Annotated in this window: 19 protein-coding genes and 1 tRNA gene; all 20 read right to left on the bottom strand. The window is 41.6% G+C overall.

All coding sequences use genetic code 11. The annotated features are described in order from the left end of the window. Positions 1–6: 6 nt before the first annotated feature. The 20 genes from HMPREF0850_RS08300 to topA all read right to left on the bottom strand — a co-directional run bounded on the left by HMPREF0850_RS08300 (position 7) and on the right by topA (position 23,607). Complete coding sequence (locus HMPREF0850_RS08300; protein ID WP_000627761.1) at positions 7–1,500, bottom strand: type I restriction-modification system subunit M; 1,494 nt, start codon at positions 1,498–1,500, stop codon at positions 7–9. 146 nt (positions 1,501–1,646) lie between these two features. Then, on the bottom strand, positions 1,647–2,573 hold the full coding sequence (locus HMPREF0850_RS08295) for a bifunctional riboflavin kinase/FAD synthetase (protein WP_000633640.1): 927 nt from the start codon (positions 2,571–2,573) through the stop codon (positions 1,647–1,649). Between the two features lie 143 nt (positions 2,574–2,716). Then, positions 2,717–6,256: a chromosome segregation protein SMC gene (gene smc / locus HMPREF0850_RS08290; RefSeq protein WP_000280973.1), complete on the bottom strand. Its 3,540-nt coding sequence runs from the start codon at positions 6,254–6,256 to the stop codon at positions 2,717–2,719. Next, positions 6,247–6,945, bottom strand: a complete 699-nt coding sequence (gene rnc, locus HMPREF0850_RS08285) for a ribonuclease III (protein WP_000661476.1) — start codon at positions 6,943–6,945, stop codon at positions 6,247–6,249. The genes smc and rnc overlap by 10 nt, the downstream gene beginning before the upstream one ends. A 171-nt stretch (positions 6,946–7,116) precedes the next feature. Then, positions 7,117–7,188, bottom strand: a tRNA-Arg gene (locus HMPREF0850_RS08280). Between the two features lie 65 nt (positions 7,189–7,253). Next, complete coding sequence (locus tag HMPREF0850_RS08275) at positions 7,254–8,240, bottom strand: GMP reductase (RefSeq protein WP_000931163.1); 987 nt, start codon at positions 8,238–8,240, stop codon at positions 7,254–7,256. A 276-nt stretch (positions 8,241–8,516) separates the two neighbouring features. Next, a complete protein-coding gene (locus HMPREF0850_RS08270; protein ID WP_000732827.1) occupies positions 8,517–9,239 on the bottom strand; it encodes a hypothetical protein in 723 nt (240 codons plus the stop codon). A gap of 61 nt (positions 9,240–9,300) precedes the next feature. After that, positions 9,301–10,464, bottom strand: coding sequence for a TPM domain-containing protein (locus HMPREF0850_RS0103330; RefSeq protein WP_000976312.1), 1,164 nt, complete (start codon positions 10,462–10,464; stop codon positions 9,301–9,303). Between the two features lie 10 nt (positions 10,465–10,474). After that, positions 10,475–11,560, bottom strand: coding sequence for a hypothetical protein (locus tag HMPREF0850_RS08265; protein WP_000774770.1), 1,086 nt, complete (start codon positions 11,558–11,560; stop codon positions 10,475–10,477). A gap of 48 nt (positions 11,561–11,608) precedes the next feature. Continuing rightward, complete coding sequence (locus tag HMPREF0850_RS08260; RefSeq protein ID WP_000522981.1) at positions 11,609–12,925, bottom strand: SPFH domain-containing protein; 1,317 nt, start codon at positions 12,923–12,925, stop codon at positions 11,609–11,611. A gap of 718 nt (positions 12,926–13,643) precedes the next feature. After that, the gene (locus tag HMPREF0850_RS08255; RefSeq protein WP_000160502.1) at positions 13,644–14,423 is read right to left on the bottom strand and encodes an L-threonylcarbamoyladenylate synthase; all 780 of its coding nucleotides are present in this window, start codon (positions 14,421–14,423) and stop codon (positions 13,644–13,646) included. 25 nt (positions 14,424–14,448) lie between these two features. Beyond that, entirely contained in the window at positions 14,449–15,042 is a 594-nt protein-coding gene (leuD, locus tag HMPREF0850_RS08250; RefSeq protein ID WP_000410636.1) for a 3-isopropylmalate dehydratase small subunit, read from the bottom strand. A 9-nt stretch (positions 15,043–15,051) separates the two neighbouring features. Next, complete coding sequence (gene leuC, locus HMPREF0850_RS08245) at positions 15,052–16,434, bottom strand: 3-isopropylmalate dehydratase large subunit (protein ID WP_000907575.1); 1,383 nt, start codon at positions 16,432–16,434, stop codon at positions 15,052–15,054. Between the two features lie 3 nt (positions 16,435–16,437). Continuing rightward, complete coding sequence (locus tag HMPREF0850_RS08240) at positions 16,438–16,707, bottom strand: DUF1294 domain-containing protein (protein WP_000700092.1); 270 nt, start codon at positions 16,705–16,707, stop codon at positions 16,438–16,440. Then, complete coding sequence (gene leuB, locus HMPREF0850_RS08235; protein ID WP_000162531.1) at positions 16,704–17,741, bottom strand: 3-isopropylmalate dehydrogenase; 1,038 nt, start codon at positions 17,739–17,741, stop codon at positions 16,704–16,706. Before leuB ends, HMPREF0850_RS08240 begins: the two co-directional genes overlap by 4 nt. Before the next feature lie 11 nt (positions 17,742–17,752). Continuing rightward, a complete protein-coding gene (locus HMPREF0850_RS08230) occupies positions 17,753–19,315 on the bottom strand; it encodes a 2-isopropylmalate synthase (RefSeq protein WP_001233221.1) in 1,563 nt (520 codons plus the stop codon). A 314-nt stretch (positions 19,316–19,629) separates the two neighbouring features. Continuing rightward, complete coding sequence (locus HMPREF0850_RS08225) at positions 19,630–20,286, bottom strand: MmcQ/YjbR family DNA-binding protein (RefSeq protein WP_000461565.1); 657 nt, start codon at positions 20,284–20,286, stop codon at positions 19,630–19,632. Between the two features lie 43 nt (positions 20,287–20,329). After that, positions 20,330–20,962, bottom strand: a complete 633-nt coding sequence (locus tag HMPREF0850_RS08220) for a copper homeostasis protein CutC (RefSeq protein ID WP_000638782.1) — start codon at positions 20,960–20,962, stop codon at positions 20,330–20,332. A gap of 92 nt (positions 20,963–21,054) precedes the next feature. Further along, positions 21,055–21,414 (bottom strand): YbaN family protein, encoded by a 360-nt coding sequence (locus tag HMPREF0850_RS08215; RefSeq protein ID WP_001211121.1) that lies wholly within the window; start codon positions 21,412–21,414, stop codon positions 21,055–21,057. A gap of 105 nt (positions 21,415–21,519) precedes the next feature. Beyond that, a complete protein-coding gene (gene topA / locus HMPREF0850_RS08210; protein ID WP_000179667.1) occupies positions 21,520–23,607 on the bottom strand; it encodes a type I DNA topoisomerase in 2,088 nt (695 codons plus the stop codon). Between the last annotated feature and the right edge of the window lie 27 nt (positions 23,608–23,634).

Genomic DNA, 23,634 nt, shown 5'->3' with positions numbered 1-23,634 from the left:
ATCTCCCTACTTGAGTAATTCTTCTAACTCTGCCAAGCCAGCTTGAATTTCTTTTTCTAGATCATTAATTTTCTTTAAGATGACTTCTGTTGGTTCATACTCAACTTTTTCATACTCAATTTCTTTGTATTTATTGATCGATAAATCATAATCATTATCCTTTATCTCATCGACTGGAACAAAGAAAGACTGGTCCGTTCTCTTACGTTCTGCTTCATTTTCAAGTTGATGGAAACGTTGAATAATATCTGGAATATCATTGTCACTGATCGGTTGTCGTTTATCATCCAAACTTAAACCATCTGCTTTCATATCGTAAAACCAGACCTTATCCGTTCCACCATTTCCAGTTTTTGTAAAGATGAGAATGGCAGTTGAAACTCCAGCATAAGGTTTGAAAACACCACTTGGCATTGATATTACAGCATCCAATTTATGATTCTCTACAATTTCCTGACGAATTCCTTTATGGGCTTTAGAAGAACCAAAGAGGACACCGTCAGGTACAATAACTGCTGCACGTCCCCCTGGTTTCAATGTACGCAAGAAAAGAGCAAGGAAAAGCAATTCTGTTTTTTTGGTTTTTACAGTCGCAAGAAGATCATTTGAAGTTGAATCGTAATCAAGTGACCCTTTAAATGGAGGATTTGCTAGAACTAAAGTGTACTTATCTGCTTCTTCATTATCTTGAGATAGTGAGTCAAGATAACTAATTTGTGGATTTTCCACTCCATGTAGCATCATATTCATTGCACCAAGTCTCAGCATAGTTGTATCCGTATCATTTCCATGAAACATATTGTTATGAAAATGGTTGATATTATCTGGATTGGTTTCCCATTCATCTTTCTTACGCTTTAAGTAACGGCTAGCAGATACTAAGAAACCCGCAGACCCCATAGCAGGATCTGAGATAATATCCTTGATAGTTGGTTGCATCAACTCAACCATCATATCGATGATGTGACGAGGTGTACGAAATTGTCCATTTTTACCTGCGGTTGACAATTTTGATAGCAGATATTCATAGATGTCGCCAATATCATTAATCCCCTGTGTGTCACTATCAAAGTCTATACCTGAGTCTCTGGTTGGAAATTCATCTAATATAGAAATCACCTTTTGGAGAGTAGCAGGTTTATTTATTTGAAAGATAGCTTCACGCATATAACGTGAAAAAGCTGTATCATCAGTATCACCCTTGAGATTCTTCATAAATGGAAAAATCTCCTGTGTCATTAAACGATAAACTTCCTGAGCATCTCCTATATTTTTAAAAGTCGACCAACGGTATTCAGGTTTGTCTTTTGGAAAAATTCCCTCATAAGAAATCCCTAAAAACTCAGCATCGCTTTCGCGTCCAAGTTCAACACTATCCAAATCCTTCATAAACAGAAGATAAGTCAATTGTTCAATATTTGTTAGAGGATTTGCATTTCCTTCAGTCCACAGCATTTCCCACAGTTGATCGATTTTACTTTTTAATTCGCCTGTAATCATATAGTCTCTTTTCTTTGGTTTTAAAGTTATGAATATCACTATTTTAACAGATTTTCAATTAAGCTTCAATCATGTTTCTCGCTATAAAAATTTCTTTCAAAAATAAAAAAGCAAACACAAAATATGGTTCACTTTTTTAAACTTTTCTACTCTCCATCCTTCCAATTCCGAGCAATCTCTTCGTCTTTCTGGAGTTGGTCTACCAGTTCCTCTACAGAGTCAAATTTGACCATATCGCGGACACGGTCCAGCCAGTAGACAATGACTGTCTCACCGTAAATATCGTCTGAAAAATCGAAAATATTGACTTCAAAACGTGGCTCTTCTCCATAAAAGGTGACATTTTTGCCAACACTCGCCATCCCACGATATCTTTTACGCTGCACTTCGACATCAACTACGTATACCCCATCTGCTGGCATATAGGTTCGATCTCTTAGGACCAGATTGGCTGTTGGATAACCGATAGTACGCCCACGAGCATTTCCATGAACGACCATCCCACGAGATGGGAGCGGAGTGCCGAGCAGATGATTGACTTCCTTTACATCTCCATCAAGAATAGCCTGACGAATCCGTGTGGAACTAATCTTGCCCTTTTCGTCCTCAACTGGAGGAACAATGATGATCTCTCCATCAAAATAGTCCTTCAGGTCATCCGCAGTTTTCTTATCTGAACCAAACGTATAGTCAAATCCTGCTACAATGATAGCTGGTTTTAAAGCCTTGATGTAGGTATCAAAGAACTCTTGACCCGTTAAACTAGCAAATTTGCTACTAAAGTCAAGTAAGAAAAGAGCCTCTACTCCGTGCCACTTCATCTTGTGCTCCCGTTCCTCGTGATTGACGATATGGAGCATGAGCTCAGGTTGGTAAGGTTGTAAGGCAAGTTTTGGCGACTCTGTAAAGGTCATTACGACAACTGGCAGATAATCCTTCATCGAAGCCTTGCTGGCCACTTCAAAAAGTTTCTGATGTCCCTTGTGGATGCCATCAAAATAACCTAGTACAAGGACTGTTTTACCCGGTACTGCAATATCTTTTTCGTTCTTAATAGGTACTGTTGTAATCATGAAACTATTATATCATAGAGAAAGCCTTTTCGCTAAGAGGAAATCCCAAATGTCGTTTTTTACGCCTGAACTGACCTTAAGAAAAAATTTAGCACTTTAGTTTTAAAAAATAGCACCTCCTAAGAAATGCTATTGTTTGGTAACTAGTCTACTGTTTCTTCCAAATCTTTTAATTTAACCGAAACAATCTTAGACACACCTGATTCCTGCATGGTAACTCCATAGATAGAGTCCGCTGCCGCCATCGTCCCCTTACGGTGGGTTACGACGATAAACTGACTATCCTTGTCAAAGCGGTTGAGGTAATCCCCAAAACGTTTGACATTGGCTTCGTCCAGCGCCGCCTCTACCTCGTCCAAGATGACGAAAGGAATGGTCTTGACTCGGATAATTGAGAAGAGCAAAGCCAAAGCTGATAGGGCTTTCTCACCACCACTCATGAGGTTGAGAGATTGGATTTTCTTACCTGGTGGTTGGACAGAAATCTCAACCCCAGCTGTCAGCAGGTCTCCTTCAGTCAAAATCAAGTCTGCCTGACCACCGCCAAACATCTGTCTAAAGGTCACTTTAAAGGATTCACGAATAGCCTCAAAGGTTGATTTAAAGCGTTCCTTAACCTCATCATTCATCTCTGTGATGGTCTCAAGAAGCAGATTTTTCGCTGACAAAATATCATCACGCTGGCTATTGAGGAAATCCAGACGGCTGTGAACTTCTTCGCACTGTTCAATAGCTTCTAAATTGACAGGTCCCAGTGAGCGAATAGCCTTCTCTAAATCCTTAACCTCTTGCTCAGCCAGATTGAGATTTTCCAGTTCATGAGCCTTTCCTAAAGCCTCTGTGTAGCTAATCTGGTACTGGTCTGTTAATTGAGCTTGTAGATAGCGCAAGCGTTCGCTGACTTTTTCCTTCTTAGCTTCAGCGCGTGTTTGTTTACGAATCCACTCCTCGTTCTGCTGACGAGCCTGATCCAAATGACTGGCAATATCATCTAGTTGACCTTCGATATCATCCAACTCAAACTGCTTGCGAATCAGACCTTGTTGAAGATTGGCTTTCTGAGTTTGGGCCTCTTCCACCTGCTGGCTTAGCAAATCCGTATCCACTTTCTCAAGATTATCGACCTTTTCTTGGAGGAGACGCTGAATCTCCTCTTGTTCGATATCCAGACTATCCAGTTCCTTGCCTAAGCGTTCAATATCAGTCACTTCGTACCGCTTTTGTCCTTGCAGTTCGGACTTAAGCAAGCGCGCTTGAGAAATCTGTTCCTGCAAGTTTTGATAGCGTTCTTGAATAGCGTTTTTGTTAGACTTAATTTCTTCAATTTCAGCTTCCAGATTTTGCTTTTCACTGGCAATAGTAGCAAGGCGCTCTTGGCATTTTTCCTTGTCCGCTTGCCAATCTCCTTCAGTAAGGCGATTTAATTCCTCTTCTTGAAGTTTCCAAAGCGTTTCCAATTCTTCGACCTGCTGATTGGTTTGTTGATAGGCGAGGTACAAACCTTGCTCCTGAATACGAGCTTGCTCACCTTGTGATTTGATAGTTTCTAATCTTTCTGTTAATACTGCCATCTCATCTTGCAAGGTCTTCAAGTTTGCCTCTTCTGAACGCAGACTGGCCTCTTCTTCAGCAATTTCTTTTTGTAATTGCTCTAGCTCTGGCTTGATGAAGATACTGTTATTTTGACGATTGGCCCCCCCCGCGTAGGAACCGCCTGCACGCAACTCTGTCCCATCCAGCGTCACCATGCGAACCTGATAGCGAACTTGACGAGCAGCTTCACGCGCATGTTCCACGGTATCAAAGATAGCCGTCGTAGCTAGCAAGTTCTTGAAAATGGCTTCTAGTCTCTTGTCAAACGACACCAACTCATCAGCCATGCCCAGAAATCCTGGACTTGCAGCGATAGCATCTTGATTCTGACTAGAGATTGTACGCGCCTTAATCGTTGTCAAAGGAAGGAAGGTTGCACGACCAGTTCTGTTGCGCTTGAGAAAATCAATAGCCTTGGTTGCCGCTTGCTCATCTTCTACAATGATATGCTGACTGCTGGCTCCAAGTGCAATCTCCAAGGCAGTTTGATAATGCACATCAAAGGTCAAATGCTCACTGACTGCACCAATAATCCCACCAAGACGGTCTTTTTCTTGAAGAACACTCTTAACACCCGCGTAAAAATTACTATGATTTCTTAGGATATTTTCCAAACTTTGGGCTCTAGCTTGCTTGTTTTTGAGACTGTCCAGACGGTCAAAGAGTTGGCTCTGCTTGGCTTGGTAAGAAACTTTCTGCTCCTCTTGTTTCTTGGCACTAGCTTGGTAGTCTGCCAATAATTTCTGAACTTGCTCCTTGGCAGTTTCAAGCTCAGCCTGCTGTTGACTGGCCTTCTCTTTAGCTGTAGTCAGTTGTTCTTTCAGTTTCTCAAGTTGATCAGCTTGTTTTTGAGATAGTTGACGGCTGTTCTCCAGTTCATTCTCTATTCGTGTCAACTGGTTTGAGACATCCGCTTCTTCTTGTAAAAGTGCCACAAAACGTTCACGTAAGAGCTCAATCATCTGGTCAGGATCATCTGAAAATGCCAACAATTCTGCTTCTAAACGATTGAGTTCCTTGTTGTTTTCAGCTAAACTTTCCTCTAACTGTTCCAGATTCCCTTCTTTTTCAGCCTTTTCCTTACTTAGAGCCTTTCTCTTATCTTCCAGAGTCGCCAAACGTGCTTGTGCTTCTTGTTGATTAAGGGCTACCTGCTCAGATTCCAGTTTGGATAGGGCTAGTTTTCGCTCTAAGTCACTGATCAAACTGGTCAAATCCATTAAGCTCCCTTGGTCTTTGGCCATTTCAGTTTGGAGATCTTGCCGTTTCTTTTTAAGAGTCTGATTTTCCTCTTCTAACTCTTCACGCTTTTGGTAATAACTAGTCAAGAGTTCCTGAACCTGCGTTAGCTCTTCTTCTGTCAACTCTAGTTCAGCCTTATTTTCCTTGATTTGGGCAACCAGTACATCCAAATAAATCGCCTTACGCTGACCATCCAAGTCGAGAAACTTCCGAGCATTTTCAGCTTGTTTGGCAAGAGGCTTGATTTGATTGTCCAACTCATAGATAATGTCCTCTAAACGGTCTAGGTTGTCCTGAGTTTGTTGCAGTTTGCTCTCTGTTTCTTTTCTACGAGTTTTGTACTTTAAAACTCCTGCAGCTTCTTCAAAAATGGCTCGGCGTTCTTCAGGCTTGGAATTAAAAATCTCCTCAACCTTCCCTTGGGAAATAATAGAGAAGGAATCCCGTCCCAAACCTGTATCCAAGAACAGGTCATGTATATCACGCAAGCGCACTTTCTTACCATCAATTCGATATTCGCTATCTCCACTACGGTAGATATGGCGTTCTACCTTAATAACTTGCCCCGCATCCTTAATAAAACCATCTTCATTGTCCAAGGTCACGACAACCGAAGCATAATTGAGTGGTTTGCGACTTTCAGTTCCAGCAAAGATGACATCCGGCATCTTGCCACCACGAAGACTCTTGACACTGGACTCTCCCAAGGCCCATCGCAGACTTTCTGTGATATTTGACTTCCCAGAACCATTGGGCCCAACGACAGCTGTCACACCTTGATCAAAGACGACCCTGGTCTTGTCAGCAAAAGACTTGAATCCCTGGATCTCAATTTCCTTTAAATACATGAATCAAGCCCTTTCTCAACGGCATTTTTAGCAGCCTCTTGCTCTGCTAATTTTTTGGAGCGTCCTTGGCCTTTTCCGATACTCTTGCCTTCAACCAGAACTTCTACATCAAAAACCTTATCATGGGCAGGTCCCATCTCAGAAGTCACCTGGTAGCGAATGTCCACATCCCCATTGACCTGGAGCAACTCTTGCAAGTGTGTCTTGTAATCCGTAATCATCTCAAAGTCACCTACTTCAACCTTGGGAATCATGACCTGATAGATAAACTCTTTTACTCTAGCTACATCCTTGTCTAAAAGCAAAGCTCCCAGAAAGGCTTCAAAGGCATCACCAAGAATGGTGTCACGATTGCGACCACCAGACTTCTCTTCCCCTTTACCCAATTTGATAAATTGATCAAACTGGCAATCACGCGCAAAACCAGCCAAACTCTCCTCACGGACAATCATGGCACGGAGTTTAGACAAATCTCCCTCTGGTTTCTTAGGATATTTTTTATACAGATATTCGGAAATCAATAATTGCAGAACAGCGTCTCCTAAAAATTCCAAGCGCTCATTGTGTGAAATTTTTAAGAGGCGGTGCTCATTGGCATAACTCGTATGAGTAAAGGCCGTTTCCAGTAAGTTTTTGTCTGCAAATTCGATTGCAAAACGCTTCTTCAGTACAGTTTGTAATTCTTTCATACTGACCTCTTTCTAATAATTACGATCCTTTCTATTATATCAAAAAAAGCCCTCTGAGTCACTTTAAAATGGGACTAGGAAAGATTTGGGTAGTTTTTGAAAAAAGATTTCCAATTTTGGAGGAAATATAAAGAAAAAGCCTTATTTAAAGGCTTTTTTAGGCTGTTTACATCCACCCTGAGGGAATCGAACCCCCATCTTAAGAACCGGAATCTTACGTGATATCCATTACACTAAGGGTGGAAACTTGTTTTATTATAACAGAAATTTGCTCTAATAACAAGTTTTTTGGGTGGGGTATGCCTCCATTAGTGGGATGCATCACCATTCCAGATAGAGTTTTTCACGATTACATAATCAACGTGCTTGAGGTCAGCAACCTTGCGTCCACCTGCGTAGGAAATGGCACTTTGCAAATCCTGCTCCATCTCAGTAAGGGTGTCTTGCAAATGCCCTTTGGCAGGAAGTAAGATGCGTTTGCCTTCCACGTTTTTATAAGCACCCTTTTGGTATTGGGAAGCTGAACCATAGTATTCTTTAAACTGTTCCCCATCGACTTCGATTGTCTTCCCTGGACTTTCGATGTGTCCTGCAAAAAGGGAACCAATCATAACCATGCTAGCACCGAAACGGATAGACTTAGCAATATCACCATGAGTACGAATCCCACCATCAGCAATGATCGGTTTACGAGCTGCTTTAGCACACCAGCGAAGTGCTGCCAACTGCCAACCACCTGTACCAAAGCCAGTCTTAACCTTGGTGATACAAACCTTACCAGGACCGATTCCAACCTTAGTAGCATCCGCACCGGCATTTTCCAATTCACGCACTGCTTCTGGCGTTCCCACATTCCCAGCAATGACAAAAGTATCTGGCAATTCTTTCTTGATGTGTTGGATCATAGAAATCACGCTATCCGCATGACCATGGGCAATATCAATCGTGATATACTCAGGAGCATCAGCCTTGAGCTGGCTAACAAAGTCATACTCGTAATCCTTAACACCAACAGAAATGGAAGCAATGAGCCCTTGATCGTGCATGCGTTTGATAAAAGGAATGCGCCCCGCCTCATCAAAACGATGCATAATATAGAAGTAGCCACCTTTAGCAAGCTGCTCTGCTACATTCTCATCCAAAATCGTCTGCATATTGGCTGGCACAACAGGTAGTTTGAAAGTGTGATTTCCAAGTGTGACACTTGTATCCGCTTCTGCACGGCTTTTAATGACACATTTATTTGGGATCAATTGAATATCTTCGTAATCAAAAATTGGAAATTCATTTAACATATCGATGTCTCGTTTCTTTTGTAATGACCTACCTATGCCTTCGCATCACTACGTCTTTTCCGACGTTTCCTTGACTTATTATAAACCAAAGTACAGTTTTTGTCAATTTTTTTAAAAAACCTTCTGTAAACGTTCGTTTTTATCACAATCAAAATCTTCTGAAAATCACTAAAAATTATTAGATTCGTAAATTATAGTTGATAACTACCTTAGCCAATCCAAAAGTGCGATGACAGTTCCATACCATCACCGCACTGATTTAGCCCATTTATTATTCTAATCTCCTTTAGATGATTTCATTGTAAAGGTATAATACTTATCTCCGCTATAAGTTATTTTAAAGACCCCATCTTTTTGTTCACTGTATAGACTCGCATTTCCAGCAACCTTACCTTCAAATATAATGGTACCTGTCACATAACTCCATTTAGGAGTGGCAATTACTTCTCCTTTATAGGTGATTGTAGAAGTATGATCTGCCTTTAAAGTTGCCTTCAAGGAATCTGGTGCTATTTCTCCAGATGCGTCTGCATCCATTACATCCGCTACAGACGCGCCTACCCAGTCTCCTAAGAGAGCTTTCTCTTCTTCTGGCAAGAAGTTCTCAGGTTTCGCTGCATCCGTTCCTTCTTTTGCAAGTTTTACATCCATTGAAGTCCCGACAAGCTCTTTCAAGATGCTTTCAAATGTAATCGTATCCTTATCAAGCTTGCCAACCATATCAGTATTTTCAATAGTAAGAGTTAATGTGTTATCATCATTTTTCCATTTACCTTCTGCAGTTGTTCCTTCTACGTTTAGTTTTGCCTTGCCTCCACTCATCAATTCGAGTTTGAAGCCAGCCATATCATCACCAGAGAGCGTTACTCCCATGGCCGTTCCACTAACAGCTACGTATTTACCCACTAAGGCATCGTCCGCTCTTCCACCTGATTTTCCACAAGCTCCAAGCGTGATAAGTAACAGAAGTGCCAATATCAAGCTAAATAATTTTTTCATTTTACTTCCCTTTCTCCTAAAATAGATTTGAAAGTCTATCTCATTCACTCGTCTATTCTAATCAAAACTTGCCTCCTGCACCACCGTGAGTTCTTCCTGATGAAGATGTGTGAGTACTGCTACCTCCAGAAGAAGATTTACTCTCTTTGGGACGAGCCACCTTATCAACCGTTTTATATAGAAACTTTTCTTCTGCTTGAGTGACAGTGAGACTATTTTCTACAATATAATTTGTCGCTGCCACATCTGGCTCCACACTTTTGAGTTGACCAGCCATACTTGAAACAACTACAAAGGCTGTGACAAGACCTACACCTAGAGATAGGGGGACCCATATCCAACTTAGCGGTTCCTTAGGAAGATTCCCTTTGTCATAAGGTTTATCTGTCTTAGCCTGCGTTAAGAACTTATCGCTCAGTTCTGCAAAACTGCTAAATGCTTGCTCATATTCTCCGTTGCTTAGTTTCGGAACAAAGCGATCAGACATATATTCTAAACCTGCATCGGTAAATGCTCGAATCGCATAACCTGTTGTGGTGATATGCCAATCCCGTTCCTTCATACTTAACAATAACAATAAACCACTATAGTCCTCACCCTGACCATAACCATTATAGTCAAAATAATCATCTGCAAAGGCTTCTGGTGTCTTCCCTCCCAGATCCTTGACAGTCACAATAACAAGGTCACATTTCTGCCGCTCACTAATCTCATCAAGTTTACTTAATAAATCTTTTTCTTCTACATCACTCAGTAAATCCGCTTCATCCACGAGACGCTTCAGGGGTCCAAACTTAACAGCAATAGCAGTCAAACTACGGTGGGCACTGTCATACCAACTACTATTGCTATGATAAACTCCTTTGATAAAGGTATCCCAAAAATCTCCCAGAAGCTCTTTTGCTTTTCCCTTGTAGCAGATAGTTCTATAATCTTTAGACTTCCCTATTATCAGAAGAATAGCATCTTCCTTCCCTCTCTTGAAGAAATCCGTTGTATATTGAGTTACATCATCATAAGAGTCAGCAATGAGCAGATAAGATTTGAACTGATGCTCTTTGTAAATAGCTTGTGCTTCTTCTTCTAGTTTGCTTTTCTCATTGGATGATAGGAGGCCGGCCTCATCATAAATTAAAGTTTGACTTGACATGTCAGCTGACACAATCCCAATCAAGGTAAAAGCGAGAAAAACCGCAAGAAGGAATGATAGTAGTTTTTTCATCATATCTTCCTCCTTACATTAGATAAATCAACCAAACAATGCCATAGCAAACAATAAAAGTAAGTGTTGCAATCGTCATAAAATAGCGCCAGTAGACTCGTTTATCCAAGGGAAGATTGCCTACAAATTTTCCTGTTTGACCATTCATAGCAAAAACGTACTTTTCATTATTCCAAGTTGTGTTTAACAACCAGACTGGATAAAGGACATACTTGGTTTTGCTATTTTTAAACTCAACATGACTACTTTCTGGAGTTACCATTGTAAATCCTTTAACTGTTTCCGCAAATCTATCTTCAGTACTCCTTTTAGCCCGTTTATTAGCGTGGGTGATACTTTCTTCTGCCGTCACATCATAACGCTCGGCCAAATAACCTGCTAAATAGGCTGTTTGAAAGTCAACTGCTTTTGAAACATCAAAAGGTTCAATGGATTCCATCAAGGTATTGTCCATACTTTTAGAACCGTCAACAGGTAGATGAGAAAAGGCTAACTGACCAGAACGAAGGACAGAGTAAAATTCAGTTTGGGTGTAATTGTAATCTTTGTCACTCCAAGTCGTTATCCTAGTTGCTTTGTACTTAATATCCGCATCCGCTTCTGTATTAAATAGCCAAAATGGCACGTAAACACCCTTTACTTCATCAATATGGTTCTGATCCTTAAAAATTTTTGGCAATAAACGCTTGCCGAGAAGGTGCTTGTTAAGCGCTTCTCTGGCAGCTTTTTTATCCAGTTTAAACGGAATAACCAACTCTGGTTTCAAATCACCTACCAGACGTTCCTTGAGAACAACTGGATTATCACAATAAGGGCAAGTTGTTGCAGCAGTATTTTCATCAGCAATCAATTGTCCACCACAGGAATTGCAAATAAAGACGTTCAGCTGTTCATCATCCTCTTGCCATTCTTCAGTAGAATAGGTTGTTGAAGTTGACTCAGTAGAAGACTGTACTTCTACCAAACCTTCATCCATGTGCTTGAGACTTTCCATTTCATATTCAGAGTCACAGTAAGGACACTTCATTTTTTGGATTTTCGTATCAAAGGCTAAAGCACCACCGCAACAAGGACATTTGTATTCTAAATTATCAGCCATGTCATCATCTCCTCTCCCGACACTAAGCCAATCTAGAGTTGTCTTGTTCTAAAACGTTGACCCGCATTCAGGACAGAATTTCGGTGCCTGGCCAGAATCTGGAACTTTCCAACCACAGTTACTACAGTGTTTTGCTTGATGAACTATCGGTTTTGGACTGCCACAATTTGAACAGAATTTACCTGTATTTACCGTGCCACATGAACAAGTCCAGCTATTGTCCACTGGTTTCGGACTGCCACACTCTGGGCAGAACTTCCCCATAGCCTCATGTCCATTTGGACAGATCCACTTATTGACATTCGGAGTGCTTGGTGGTGCTTGATTTTCTGTTTGTGCTTGGTTAGCAGCCTGTTCTTGTCCCATAGCAAAGAGATTTTGTGCATTCATGCCACCGCCTGCATTGGCTGCCATGCCAAAGCCCATAAAGCCAGTCATAGCTCCTGCTTCATTGCTTGCGGCTGCCTTCATAGCGTCTGCCTGTGCACCAACTAAGGTTGCGGCCGCCATAGTCGGATCTTTCATAATAGCAGTACGTTGAGCCTGCTTAATCATTTCGGCATCTTCTTCTGGGAGAGTAACAGAGCCGAGTGCAATGCTAATGACTTTAAGACCACGAAGTTGACCCCATTTTTCTGAGAGAGTTTCATTGAGGGCATTTTCTAATTCTGTATTGTGACTGACAATTTGATTCGGTCTCAATTCCATATCAGATAACTTAGCAAATGAAGGTTGCAAGGCGCTGATAAATTCAGTTTTCAACTGTGAGTCAATTTCTTCACGCAAATACTCTCTTTCAACATTTCCACAAACATTTGTATAAAACAAAAGCGGGTCAACGATCTTATAAGAATAAACCCCTGAGCATCGAACAGAAACGTCAAGGTCTAAACCAATCTTAGAATCTACCACACGAAATGGAATTGGGTTCGGTGTACCGAATTTATTATCAATTAATTCTTTTGTATTAAAATAATACACACGCTGATCTTTGCCAGTATCGCCACCATAAGTGAAACGTTTCCCAATTTGTTTGAAAGTATCCTTGATAGAATTTCCAAGATTTCCTGTAAAAATACTTGGTTCGCTGGAGGTATCATAAGTGAACTCACCTGGTTCGGCACAAACTTCTACAACCTTACCTTGCTCAACAATCATCATACACTGACCATCAGCCACTGCAATACCTGAACCATTGGAAATAATATTATCACTGCCCTTAGTATTGGATGATCGACCAGAGACCCGCTTTTGCCCCTTGACAACCATGACAGATTTGTCCATAGACTCACAATAGAAAAATTCTTTCCATTGATCGGCTAATAAACCACCTACAGCTCCTGCACCTGCTCTAATAAGTCCCATAATGCGCCTCTTTTCTTTTTATCAGTGAGCCATTAATAACTCACTTGCCTACCGCCTTTCTATTTAAATAATCCTTTCCACCTCCCATTCATTGTGATTACTGGTATGAGCGATTCTAGGCATATCAACTATTAAAAATATTGTTGACAACTAATCAATTATAACTCAAAAAAGCCCACTTAAACCCCGACTGCAAGTAGCAAAACATGCGAAGGGAGTCTAAATGAGCCACTTACAGTATAATTCTAGCTGTCATCAGCTACAACTCTCAGCAAGCTAACAAGGAGAGTGTAGAAAGCGAAAGAACGACGTTAAATGGATAATTCTAATATTTATATGATGATGGTGAGGTTCTATCAGCTCGTTTTCAGTAGACAAACTACTCGTAAAACCTCTTAAACAGTATCTTGGACTTTTAAGCACTCAAATGCCACTTAGTATTTATATATTATGAGTTACATTAAGCAAATGGTAATCTATGTAAATCAGGATCTCCTAATGATAAATCCCACTAATAAACCACCTTACCTCAAACTCACTTTAAAATGTAACCGTTACCAATTTCTATCTTTATTTTACCTTTTTTTCTAGGATTTTGCATGTTCTATACTGAATTTTTAAAATTTTTAGACGATTGTTTTCATTATGTCTAATTAATTCTCGGAAATCACTATATATAAAAACATGTGAAAGGATAGGCGTTTAGGGTCTACTCAGCTTAATAATACTCACCCTGACGGTAGTCCCATGAGTTAAAGGTATCTGACAGGTGCATCATGATTTTATCAATGTCAAGCCCTTTACGGATAACAACTGGAGCTGGTGAGATTGAACGGTCTCCTCCTTGTTCTGGGATGAGTTTTCCGTCTTTATCGACCAGAGATACCATCACACCTTGCTCGTAGCGAGTTTCGATTGTTTTGTCAGGTTGGATGGATGCCACATAGTCGTCTGCTTCGATGACAAGGTCCACTGCTCCTTCGATACGTTCTCCGATTCCTTCTACCTTACCACGGTTTCCTTTACCAGATGGGTTTGCAGATGAGGCATAAACCATTTTACCTTCTTCCCAAAGTTTGGCAGCCAACTGTTCACCAGCTTTACCAAACTTGATGACAAAACAGCTAGTACCACGAACGTCTGTCATGAGCTCTTCACGGCCATCACCGTATGCTTTAAGTTTTTCAAAAGCTTCTGGTTTCCATGGAAGGATACAACCGAGGAGAATGTCTTCGTCCCAATGTTTTTGGTAGAAGGCTTCAATTTCTGGATTTAGTTGTGCTAAAGCGCGTAGCTCGTCCATGCTACCACAAAGTACAACACCTGGTTTGTTACGGTTACGCTCTTTGGCTTCAAATTTGCGTTCAAGACCTGCCTTATCGCTAGTCATGATAATGTAACCAACTTTTGTAGGGCAAACAATGCACCCGCCCTCACCTTTTAAAATGTCGTAGCCTTCTTGTGAAAGTGTTCCGTTCCATTGAATGTGTTTTGTCATAGTTCTATTTCCTTTTCTATTTTTCCTATTCCTGCCAATAGGCTGGGCGTTGTTTTTCATAGGCAGCAATCAAATCTTCATACTGCAACGTAATACCGATATCATCCAAACCATTTAAAAGCTTGTGTTTCCACTCGCTGTCGATCTCAAAGGAGAATTCTCCAACTGGTGAAATGATTTTTTGCTGTTCCAAGTCCACAGTTACCTGATCAGTCGGTTTAAGTTGGGCTAGTTTCTCTCTAACCTCTCTAGGCTGAACAATGGGCAACATGCCATTATTGAGTTCATTATTGTAATGAATGTCACCGAAAGATCCTGCAATCACGACCTTAAAACCGTAGTCCGCTAGAGCCCAAGCTGCATGTTCCCTCGAAGAACCTGCCCCAAAGTTATCCCCTGAGATGAGAATACTGGCTTTACGATATTCAGGTCGGTTAAAAACAAAGTCTGGATCCTCAATATAGTTATCGTCCAGATAACGCCAAGCATACATGAGGTACTTACCAAAGCCTTTCTTATCAATTAACTTGAGAAACTGCTTGGGGAGTATTTGGTCGGTGTCGATGTTATCATTCATGAGAGGAACGGTCGTTCCCGTATAAACTGTAAATTTCTCCATATCCTCTCCTTACTGGGCCTCAGGCATCTGTCGAACATCTACGAAACGCCCTGCGATAGCTGCTGCCGCTGCCATTGCTGGACTGCAGAGATGGGTTTTAGCGCCAAATCCCTGTCTGTCTTCAAAGTTGCGGTTACTGGTTGAGGCACAGTGGACACCATCAGGGACCTTGTCTGGGTTCATCCCTAGACACATAGAGCAACCTGGGTCTCTCCACTCAAAGCCAGCGTCTAGGAAAACCTTATCCAAGCCCAACTTCTCAGCAGCTCGTTTGACAGGACGAGAACCAGGTACTACGATAGCCGTTAAATTGGGAGCTATTTTCTTCCCTTTGACAAATCGAGCAGCCAGTTGCAAATCACTTAGTCGAGCATTGGTACATGAACCAATAAAGATATAGCCTAGCTCAATATCTGCCGGCTTTTGACCAGGCTCCAAGTTCATGTAATGATAAGCTCGTTCATCATTCATATCCTTAATTTCTGGAAAACTACTGTCAAAGTCAACGCCCATAGCAGGATTTGTTCCCCAAGTCACCATAGGAGCCAAGTCTGAGACATCCATCTGGATAACCTTATCATAAACAGCATCATCATCGCTGACAAGCGTCTTCCAGTCAGCAACCGCCTCCTCAAAGTCCTCTGGAACACATTCCCGTCCCTTGAGATAGTCATAGGTGGTCTGATCTGGATTCATGATTCCCATCTTGGAGCCAAACTCGATGGACATATTGCAGATGGTCATTCTCTCTTCCATGGTCAAAGCATCAATCGCTTGTCCACGATATTCAACCACATAGCCAACACCACAGGCAACGCCGTACTTGGCAATCAAGGCAAGAATGTAATCCTTAGAGTAGACTCCTTTTTGAGGAACACCAGTGAATTCTACTAGCATTTTCTTGGGTTTGACCTGCCAGAGGGTCTGGGTAGCAAAGACATGCTCGACCTCACTAGTCCCAATCCCAAAGGCGATAGCTCCGAAAGCTCCATGAGTAGCTGTGTGGCTGTCTCCACAGACGATGAATTTTCCTGGTTGGGTCCGTCCTGTCTCTGGACCAACCATGTGAACAATACCCTGCTTTTCAGAACCGTGGGCAGCATGTTCAATCCCAAATTCCTCAACATTTTCAGCTAGCTTATCGATTTGGGCCTTAGAAATCACATCTCGAATATCGTATATATTGACCGTTGGTACATTGTGGTCAAAGGTCCCAAATGTCAAGTCTGGTCGTCTCAATCTGCGGCCTGCATCTCGTAATCCTTGAAAAGCTTGGGGACTGGTCACCTCATGAATATAGTGCTGGTCCACATACATGAGTTGGGGTTGCCCTTCTTCTCCTGTGATAACATGGCGGTCCCATAATTTATCAAAAATCGATTTTCCTGCCATCCATTACCTCCAAATAAAATATAAGGCCACTAGTGTGGTCACCATCCCGAGAAACCAAACTGTTTTAAAATACCATTTTCTAGTCTTGTGGTGAAAGATGATTCCTGCCAACCAGGCACCAAAACCACCACAAGTAACGGCTAAAATGAGTAAGATTTTCTCTGGTACGCGCCAAGCACCTCTTCTTGCCTTGGATTTGTCAATGCCATAAATCAAGAAAATCAGCAAATTCCAAATCAAGAGGGCAAGCGTGATTCCTTCATTTATCTTCATAATCTTTCAATGATGGCTTCTGTCATTTCCTTGGTCGAAGCCTGTCCTCCAATATCTCTTGTTAAAACACCAGCCGCTAAACTAGCTTCAACAGCACGCTCGATACGCTCTGCATCCTCATAACGTCCGAAACTATCTCTCAACATCAGGGCAACTGACAAAATCATGGAGATAGGATTGGCAATTCCTTGACCTGCAATATCAGGAGCTGAACCGTGAATGGGCTCATAGAGACTTGGTCCATTTTCAGAATGACTAGCTGATGGCATGACTCCAAGCGTGCCTGATAAAACGCTTGATTCATCAGATAAGATATCTCCGAAAAGATTCTCCGTCACGATAACATCAAACTTGGCAGGATTGGTAATCATAAGCATGGCAGCTGAGTCCACCAACTGGTGTTCCAAGGTCACATCTGGGAAATCCTGCGCGACTTCCTCAGCTACTCTGCGCCAGAGTTTTGATGTTGCTAGAACATTTTGCTTATCGATACTAGTAACGATTTTTCTGCGATTTCTTGCAATTTCAAAGGCCTTGCGAATGATCCGCTCTACTTCCTCATAGCTGTAGTCGTTGATATCACGCGCTTTGCGCTCTTCAAGGATATGATCCCCAAAGTAAATCCCACCTGTCAACTCACGCACCACGACAAAGTCTACACCAGCAATTCGTTCCGGTTTGAGAGGTGACAAATGCTTGAGACTATCAAAAATCTTAACAGGGCGAATATTGGCATAGAGATTGAGTTCCTTACGAAGAGCCAGCAAGCCTTGTTCAGGCCGAACCGATGCTCCATCATACTGAGGACTACCGATAGCCGCTAGGAGAATGGCATCTGCTTCTCTACATGCCTTGAGGGTTTCATCAGGTAAAGGATGCCCCGCAGCATCAATACCTGCACCTCCAAAGGGGCGCCTGTCTATCACATAGTCAAAACCTGTTTTTGAAGCTAGAGCTTCCAGAACCGTTAAACCAGCTTCCATGATTTCTGGACCGATTCCATCCCCTGCTAGTGCTACTATTTTCTTTGTCATAGCCTTCTCCTTTACACACTAGGCATGTCTCGGTAGGAGACGCTGCGCCCCATTTCACCAGCATTCTCTTTTTGAACAAAAGTATTGGCATTGATATAAGCAATAGCCGAAGCTTTCAACACATCGAAATCAAGACCTGCTGCGTTAAAGATGGTTTCTGTATCTCTGTTTTCAACAGTAACCAAAACCCGAGCTTGAGCATCAATTCCATCTGTTACAGCATCAATAGTATAGGATACCAAGCGGACAGATTGGTTAAAGAACTTATCGATAGCGTTAAAGATTGCTTCAACAGAGCCTTGTCCTGTCGCATTGAATTCGACTTTTTCACCATCCATATTGGCTAGACTAACGAGAGCTTCAATGTCATTATCTGCATGAGTTTGAAGTTGTAAATCGTCAAAGTGGAAACCTTCTGGGTTTTCAACCATGGTTCCAGCTACCAGAGCTCGAATATCTGCATCTGTGATTTCTTGTTTCTTGTCCGCTAGTGCCTTGAACTTAGCAAAGAGTGGTTTGATATCCTCTTCTGTAAAATCTAGGGCCAATTCTCTTAGTTTCTCGACAAAGGCATGGCGACCTGACAATTTTCCAAGCGGAAGACTATTACTCTTAACACCAACCAATTCAGGTGTGATGATCTCATAAGTGAGAGGATTTTTAAGAACTCCATCTTGGTGAATGCCAGATTCGTGAGAAAAGGCATTCCCACCAACCACAGCCTTGTTTTTAGGGACTGGAATACCAGAGAAGCGAGAAACCATTTCTGACGTATTAATGGTTTCATTTAGGACAATACTTGTTTCTGCTTGGTAGTAATCTTGGCGAATATTGAGAGCCACTGCTATTTCTTCCAAAGCAGCATTTCCAGCTCGCTCCCCAATACCATTGATAGTTCCTTCGACACGTCCTGCACCATTCTTGACAGCAGAAAGGCTGTTAGCCACTGCCATTCCGAGGTCATCATGACAGTGAGGTGAATAGATAATCTGACGATCCGTCTTGACATTTTCAATCAAGTATTTGAAAATAGCTCCGTACTCTTCTGGCGTCGTGAATCCAACAGTGTCAGGGATATTGATATAAGACGCACCTGCATCTACTGCTGTTTGAACGACTTGTAAGAGGAAATCCAACTCTGTTCTAGTTGCATCTTCAGGAGAGAATTCGACGATTTCAAACCTAGAACGTGCGTAAGAAACATGCTCCTTAATAGCTTCTAAAATCTCTTCCTTGCTCTTATTTAGCTTATACTTGCGGTGAATCGGACTGGTAGCGATAAAAACATGAACCTGTGGATACTTGGCGTCCTTGAGGGCTTCGTAACAAGCATCAATATCAGACTTGACAGAGCGGGCCAAACCAGTCACAGCAGTTTTTTTCAAGACTTTAGCAATTTCCTGAACTGCCAAAAATGAATCTGGACTCGCTGCCGGAAAACCAGCTTCGATGGCTGAAATGCCCCATTTCTCCAGCTGTCTTGCGATGGCAACCTTTTCCTTGATTGAAAAATTAACACCTGGTGTCTGCTCACCATCACGGAGACTGGTGTCTAGAAACTCAACTTTACGCATGAAAATTCCCCCTTCAAAATTTCAGTATAGAAAAAACATCTCGCTCAGAAACCCAAGCGAGATGTTGATTTACTCCCGCTTGGTAAGCCAAACAGGACTAATGCTTCTGCACTAGCCCGAGTACCTCAACAACAAAGCAAATTGATTAAACTTAGCTGTTTTCATGTTTGACTTACTCCTTTGTTTGATATCTTGTTAAGTATTTTAGCATAGGAAAAATCTCTTGTCAAGAAAAAATCCAATATTTTCTGAAAATTTCTTCAGTAAAGAATATTTTGCTAATTGAAAGTATTTGAAAACTCAAGCGAATTTCCTTATTTTTTCATAGTCAATTCCCAACTTCTTTCGATGAGTTCTATCACTTCTTCATCTTGCAAACTATCATCAAGCGCCAGACTAAGCCAGTAGCGTTTGTTCATATGAAAAGCTGGATAAATACCCTTTTGTGAAAGCAAGTCAGCTACTTTGTCGTGTTTGAGATTGACTGCTTCGACTAGCCCTTCTCTCCCCTTATCTAGCTTATCCCATGGAATTCTCATTAAAACTGCATACCACTTTTGATTGCCCTCATGGCGCAATACAGCTGTATCAGGTGATTTTTCCCACAGATACCCCAATTGATTACCATATTTTTCCTGAACCTGATCCATGATACGCTTAGTCTGAGGACAGATAAAATCCTGCACATCAAAGCAAGCCTTCCGAATCTGGTAGAGAATCTCCAAACAAGCCTCACGGACACTACCGACAAAACTTCCCCGCATACTTTCCATATGTACTTGGGGATAGAGGTCACCCGTTTCCTGATCAAAAACCTGAAAGCTCACATTATCAGGAGTGATAGAGACTGCCATGTAAAAGTCACCCTGCAAAATCTGGCAACTATAGGTCCAAACTTCCCCATTTTCTACAAAACCATAGGCATGAGCTTTTTCTTTATTAAACTGGTAAGATTTAAAAATTTCAAACATAAGTGAAAACTGCTACCAAAAGCTAGCAGTTCCTTTCTATTTTTTAAAAGACAACCTTAGTTCCATGCAATTGTGTCACACCCAGCTGGTCGATAAAGGTTTGACGGTTGTCAAGGTCAATCCCCCCACCTGGTAGAATTTCAATTTTATCAGCTGCATGTCCCAAAATTCTGTGATAATGGGCAAAACGTTTGTCTAGCGAGTCTCCAGACACACCCGCACGAGTCAAGATACGAGTGACACCAGCTTGGCTGAGCCAGTCAATGGCTTCCAACTGGTCTTCATCACTCAATTCATCAAAGGCCATGTGAAAGACAATTTCCATTCCTTTAGATGCGGCAATCAGCTTCTCAAGATTAGCCTTATCCAATTTTTTATCAGCAGTTAAAGCACCAAATACAACCCCTTGACTTCCAGCCTGCGCAGTCAAATGAATGTCTTCTAACATAATCGCTATTTCAAGATCATTATAGACAAAGTCGCCACCACGGGGACGAATCATGGTCATAATGGTCGTATCGTAGTTAGCTGCCAGTTCAACAGCTGCCTTGGTCACTCCATAACTAGGTGTTGTTCCACCAACTGCTAGATTGTCACAAAGTTCGATTCGACGAGCTCCAGCCTGCATCGCTTTCTCAAGCAAGGTCACATTTTCAGCACAAAATTCGTAAATCATTTGATTCTCCTTGATGTTTTCTTTGAATTTATTATATCATATTATTTGAATATACTTTCATTTTTATCAAAGGAAATATCAAATTTCAAAAACTAATCCTTATCAGGAATTACTTTAAAGAGATAGTAGGTGATAAAGACAGTCAAGGCTCCCAAACCGATTTTAACAGGCAAAAGAGGGGCAAAATAAATAGAAATTCCCATCAAGATATAGATAGATACAATGATTTTTTTCTTACGTTCACGCGCTATTGACTTGGTTTCCCGAAAGTCAGCTACATAGGTCTGATAAAGCTTTGTATGATAAAGCCAGTCTTCAAAACGCTTAGAAGATTTTGAAAAGCAAGCGATAGACAGCAAAAGAAAGGGAGTTGTTGGTAAGAGCGGCAGGACAACACCTACAAGAGCTAGAGCCAAAGAAATAAAACCAAAACTAAGATAAATAAAGCGCATGTCTTCTCCTAATAAAATAATCTTCTACTAGTTTCCCACAAAATGAGGAAATTTGTCAAGCTTAAACTAAAAAGAGCCTGAAATTCATTTTCAGGACTCTTCATTTTATTTAATCTTCTCCTCTTCGTAGTCACCATTACTACATACAACCTGCTTGCCACCACCACGAACTTTTTTCTCCACAAGGAAGTGTCCGCATTTCGGACAATCACGTCCAATTGGTTTGTCCCAGGAAGTAAATTCGCATTCTGGGTAACGGTTGCAACCATAGAAGATACGATTGCGCTTGGTTTTGCGTTCGATGATTTGTCCTTGATGGCAGCTTGGACACTCGACACCAATCTCTTTGACAATCGCTTGTGTGTGACGGCAGTCTGGGAAATTACTACAAGCATAGAATTTACCAAAACGACCGAGCTTAATCACCATTGGACTGCCACAAACTTCACAGTCAAATCCAGCTGGCTCATCCTTAATCTGGATTTTTTCCATTTCGGATTCAGCCTTGGCCACTTCTTTAGAGAATGGTTTGTAAAAGGCATCAATGACACGTTGCCACTGCTCTTTACCAACTTCGACATCATCCAGTTTTCCTTCCATCTCAGCTGTGAAGGTCACATTGACGATGTCAGGGAAGTATTCAACAATGAGTTTATTGACAATTTCTCCCAGTTCTGTCGGTTCAAAGCGCTTGGCTGCCAGACGAACGTAGTAGCGTTTTTGGATGGTTTCAATTGTCGGAGCGTAGGTTGACGGACGTCCAACTCCATTTTCTTCCAAGGTCTTGATAAGGGTCGCTTCCGAATAGCGAGCTGGCGGTTGAGTGAAATGTTGTTCTGGCTTGCTATTGACCTGCTTGACCACATCTCCTACTGCCATATCTGGCAACATCTTGTTCTTGTCAGAGTCATTGTAGATAGCAAGATACCCATCAAACTTCACTTGACTTCCATTTGCAGCAAACTGAACCCCATTTTGAGAGAGTTTGACAGCCATGGTATCAAAGATAGCGCCTGTCATCTGGCTAGCCACAAAACGGTTCCAGATAAGGGTATAAAGTTTGAGCTGGTCTTTGTCCAAGTACTTAGCGATGCTTTCTGGTGTGTTAAAGACACTAGATGGACGAATGGCTTCGTGGGCATCTTGAGCACCTGAGGCATTCTTGACCTTGCTACCATGCTTGGAATACTTGCTACCAAAACGGTCGTTAATATAGCTTGCCGCTTCGTTCTGAGCCACAGGACTGATACGAGTCGAGTCTGTACGCATATAGGTAATCAAACCTTGCACACCCGATCCGATATTGATCCCTTCATAAAGCTGCTGGGCCACCATCATAGTCTTTCGAGTACGGAAATTGATTTTGTTAGCAGCATCCATCTGCATGGTTGAAGTCGTATAAGGTAGGGGCGCATTGCGTTTGCGTTCTTTCTTATCTACCTGGTCTACTGTGAAATCTTTGCTCGTTAGATGGGACAAGACTTCTTTGACTTCTTCATTGGTGGTCAATTTCATCTTTTTGCCATTCATACCATAGAATGAAGCCTGAAATTGCTTGGTTCCCTTCTTAAAGACACCATCAATTGTCCAGTATTCTTCAGGTTGAAAGGCATTGATTTCATTTTCACGGTCAATGATAAGCTTGAGGGCAACCGACTGCACGCGTCCTGCTGATAAGCCCTTCTTGACCTTTTTCCACAAAATTGGTGAAATCGAATACCCTACCAAGCGGTCCAAGACACGACGAGCTTGTTGGGCGTCGACCAAGTCCATGTCAATCTTGCGAGGCTCTTTAAAGGCATTTTTTACTGCGTCTTTGGTGATTTCATTAAAGACTACACGATTGGCATCATTCTCATCCAAGTTGAGAATGTGGGCCAAATGCCAAGAAATCGCTTCTCCCTCACGGTCCGGGTCACTCGCCAGAAAGACTTTATTAGCTTTTTTGGCTTCTTTTTTCAAGTCATTAATGAGAGGGCCTTTTCCACGGATATTGATATACTGCGGTTCATAGTTATTTTCAATGTCAACTGACATACTAGATTTTTTCAAATCACGAATATGTCCGACACTAGCTAGAACCTTATAATTTCTTCCTAGATATTTCTCAATTGTTTTCGCCTTGGCAGGCGACTCTACGATGACTAGATTTTTTTTAACTGTTGATTTTTTCTTCTTTGTTGCCGTAGCCACACTATCACACCTTTTCAAAGTAATAAA

It is taken from the genome of Streptococcus sp. M143 (assembly GCF_000162495.1).
In the GTDB taxonomy this organism is placed as follows: domain Bacteria; phylum Bacillota; class Bacilli; order Lactobacillales; family Streptococcaceae; genus Streptococcus; species Streptococcus dentisani.
Note: the sequence above shows the minus strand (reverse complement) of the source record. Positions and strands in the feature narration are given on the sequence as shown.

Excerpts from the sequence above, each read along its gene's own strand:
- HMPREF0850_RS08300 (WP_000627761.1), bottom strand. The coding sequence starts at position 1,500 with ATGATTACAGGCGAATTAAAAAGTAAAATCGATCAACTGTGGGAAATG.
- HMPREF0850_RS08295 (WP_000633640.1), bottom strand. The coding sequence starts at position 2,573 with ATGATTACAACAGTACCTATTAAGAACGAAAAAGATATTGCAGTACCG.
- smc (WP_000280973.1), bottom strand. The coding sequence starts at position 6,256 with ATGTATTTAAAGGAAATTGAGATCCAGGGATTCAAGTCTTTTGCTGAC.
- rnc (WP_000661476.1), bottom strand. The coding sequence starts at position 6,945 with ATGAAAGAATTACAAACTGTACTGAAGAAGCGTTTTGCAATCGAATTT.
- HMPREF0850_RS08275 (WP_000931163.1), bottom strand. The coding sequence starts at position 8,240 with ATGTTAAATGAATTTCCAATTTTTGATTACGAAGATATTCAATTGATC.
- HMPREF0850_RS08270 (WP_000732827.1), bottom strand. The coding sequence starts at position 9,239 with ATGAAAAAATTATTTAGCTTGATATTGGCACTTCTGTTACTTATCACG.
- HMPREF0850_RS0103330 (WP_000976312.1), bottom strand. The coding sequence starts at position 10,464 with ATGATGAAAAAACTACTATCATTCCTTCTTGCGGTTTTTCTCGCTTTT.
- HMPREF0850_RS08265 (WP_000774770.1), bottom strand. The coding sequence starts at position 11,560 with ATGGCTGATAATTTAGAATACAAATGTCCTTGTTGCGGTGGTGCTTTA.
- HMPREF0850_RS08260 (WP_000522981.1), bottom strand. The coding sequence starts at position 12,925 with ATGGGACTTATTAGAGCAGGTGCAGGAGCTGTAGGTGGTTTATTAGCC.
- HMPREF0850_RS08255 (WP_000160502.1), bottom strand. The coding sequence starts at position 14,423 with ATGACAAAACACATTCAATGGAACGGAACACTTTCACAAGAAGGCTAC.
- leuD (WP_000410636.1), bottom strand. The coding sequence starts at position 15,042 with ATGGAGAAATTTACAGTTTATACGGGAACGACCGTTCCTCTCATGAAT.
- leuC (WP_000907575.1), bottom strand. The coding sequence starts at position 16,434 with ATGGCAGGAAAATCGATTTTTGATAAATTATGGGACCGCCATGTTATC.
- HMPREF0850_RS08240 (WP_000700092.1), bottom strand. The coding sequence starts at position 16,707 with ATGAAGATAAATGAAGGAATCACGCTTGCCCTCTTGATTTGGAATTTG.
- leuB (WP_000162531.1), bottom strand. The coding sequence starts at position 17,741 with ATGACAAAGAAAATAGTAGCACTAGCAGGGGATGGAATCGGTCCAGAA.
- HMPREF0850_RS08230 (WP_001233221.1), bottom strand. The coding sequence starts at position 19,315 with ATGCGTAAAGTTGAGTTTCTAGACACCAGTCTCCGTGATGGTGAGCAG.
- HMPREF0850_RS08225 (WP_000461565.1), bottom strand. The coding sequence starts at position 20,286 with ATGTTTGAAATTTTTAAATCTTACCAGTTTAATAAAGAAAAAGCTCAT.
- HMPREF0850_RS08220 (WP_000638782.1), bottom strand. The coding sequence starts at position 20,962 with ATGATTTACGAATTTTGTGCTGAAAATGTGACCTTGCTTGAGAAAGCG.
- HMPREF0850_RS08215 (WP_001211121.1), bottom strand. The coding sequence starts at position 21,414 with ATGCGCTTTATTTATCTTAGTTTTGGTTTTATTTCTTTGGCTCTAGCT.